Raw genomic sequence first — 2,158 nt, 5'->3', positions numbered from 1 at the left:
ATATCTTCAGTGACATTTTTCATTACCTTACCAACTTTTGAATTCATACTACACCGCCTCTTTCTTTTTAACTCAAATACAATATTAGCGTTAACGTTAGTTTATCCAAAGTTGATAGGGATATACCTATTTTAAAATCTTGTTTCAAACAATAATCAAAAAACTATATCAGCGAAACCACAAAAAATGTTTCGTTAATCAAAACTATTTTGTTACCTTATCAAAAAATCCAACTAAGTCAATTTTACCATACCCCCATGTCTGATTCGGGTAATCTAAGTTTGGATCACGTTTTGCACCTTGAATCAATAGTGTCTTGACTTCTGATCCACTTAAATTAGTAAAATTTCCTTGCGTTATCGCCCATTCATATATCAGTGCAACGATACCTGAAACAATGGCTACAGCCGCACCAGTACCATTCGTAGTCACATAACTATCGTTTTGAGATGGTGCGGTAATATGTTCTCCAGGTGCTACCAAATCAGGTTTTATTTCTCCATCTCTTGAATACCCCTTACTAGAAAATGCAGAAATATTGCCATCAATACTATTATAGGATGTTATAGTTATAGGTGCAATCGAATTTCCAGGAGCTGTTATTGTTGTGAAAGAATCTGAATCAAGAAAATATGTATCATTCGATAGAATATTTCCTGATGGTAAAAAGGCATTTATTTCCCAATTAATTTTATCGAGGTTACTATAGCGGATCGTCCATAAACCACTTTGTATATTCACGAATCGAATCAAAATTAATTGTCTACCACCAGATAAAATATTGTCAATGCAGATAAAAGTCTCACCTATATATAATTTATGTGTATTAAGTTTTATAGGATCCAACACTAAGTTTGTTGATATTTCACCAGATGGAGATATTAATACAAGAGATACTATTTGACTATATTGCGGCCAAATCTCAATCAAAAAGTTCTTATCTTTATCTCCTGCATGTATAAGAATATCCTTGGTACTATTTTCAGCAGTTAAAAAACCAGAAAAATGTCTTCCTGTGTTTCCCTCGTTACCACCAGAAATAACGGAACAAAGCCCCGGAAATGTTGTTATAAATTCTAAGAAGTCCGTTAAAGGTCCTAAACTATAGTGTCCACCTTGATTGGTTCCCAGAGCAATACATAAAACAAATGGTCGTTTCAAATTTTTTGCAGTTTCAAAAACGAACCTTATTCCCTTCATTATATCTGACTCTTGATAGCAAATTTTATCATTGGAAACTGCAAAAATATCCTTTATTATGTTTTTTGCTTGCTTTAACTTCACCACTACTAATTCTGATAACGGTGCCACCCCTGAAAATTCATTCTTCTCATCTTCACTGCCAACTGCTATACCTGCAATCATAGTTCCATGGCCAAACTCATCATCCGTTGGCACTATAGTAAGAGGGTTTGGTTGCTTTAAAGCATGATTTATATCGTCTTTCGTATAAATTGTACCATATGAGAATTCAGTATCTTTTCCGGAGGTAGCTTCATTGTTTAAGGTTTGATCCCAAATTGCCTGTATTTTAGTTGTATTATCACTATAACGAAACGCTGGATGAAGATAGTTAATTCCACTATCAATGATTCCTATCAATACGCCGGTCCCATAAAGTTCATATTCCGGTTCATATCTAAATTTTGTCACTCCTGTTTCATCTAATGCAGTTGTAGAATCCGTAGTATAAATCGCTGGTATATAAGAATAAATCGATCCCAACTCACAAACATCAATAGTTTCTTTTGGCACATTGATAAGAGTATATCTATCGTTAATAACTGTCTTATTGGTAGCATAACTAAAATTCTCTAAGATAGAGTTCGGTATAATCAAATCCATGTATTCCTCATTAATAATTTCATCAACCATATAACACACCTTATTCCTCTACTTTTTAAAAATCAAATAGTTGTAATTCCGATGAAATATAGATACTATATATGTTTCATTATTTCTTAGATAATAATTTTTGGAATTTTTAAAATTTGAGTTTTATAATATTAACCTTTCAAATACTCCATATAAATCAACCTTACCAAACCCCCAAGTTCTATTCGGATAATCGATTAATAAATCTCTATCCGCTCCTCTAATTAGAAAAGTCTTAATCTCTACTCCTGTGATTCCTGTATAAAATCCTTTGGTAATAGCC

Annotated in this window: 1 protein-coding gene; it reads right to left on the bottom strand. The window is 32.8% G+C overall.

Features of this window, described 5'->3' with window-relative positions; genetic code table 11:
• Positions 1–204 precede the first annotated feature (204 nt).
• A complete protein-coding gene (locus RTP52_RS16745) occupies positions 205–1,875 on the bottom strand; it encodes a S8 family peptidase (RefSeq protein WP_312372613.1) in 1,671 nt (556 codons plus the stop codon).
• Between the last annotated feature and the right edge of the window lie 283 nt (positions 1,876–2,158).

The sequence above is a fragment of the Lachnoclostridium sp. genome (assembly GCF_031997925.1).
Lineage (GTDB): Bacteria > Bacillota > Clostridia > Lachnospirales > Lachnospiraceae > Lachnoclostridium.
Note: the sequence above shows the minus strand (reverse complement) of the source record. Positions and strands in the feature narration are given on the sequence as shown.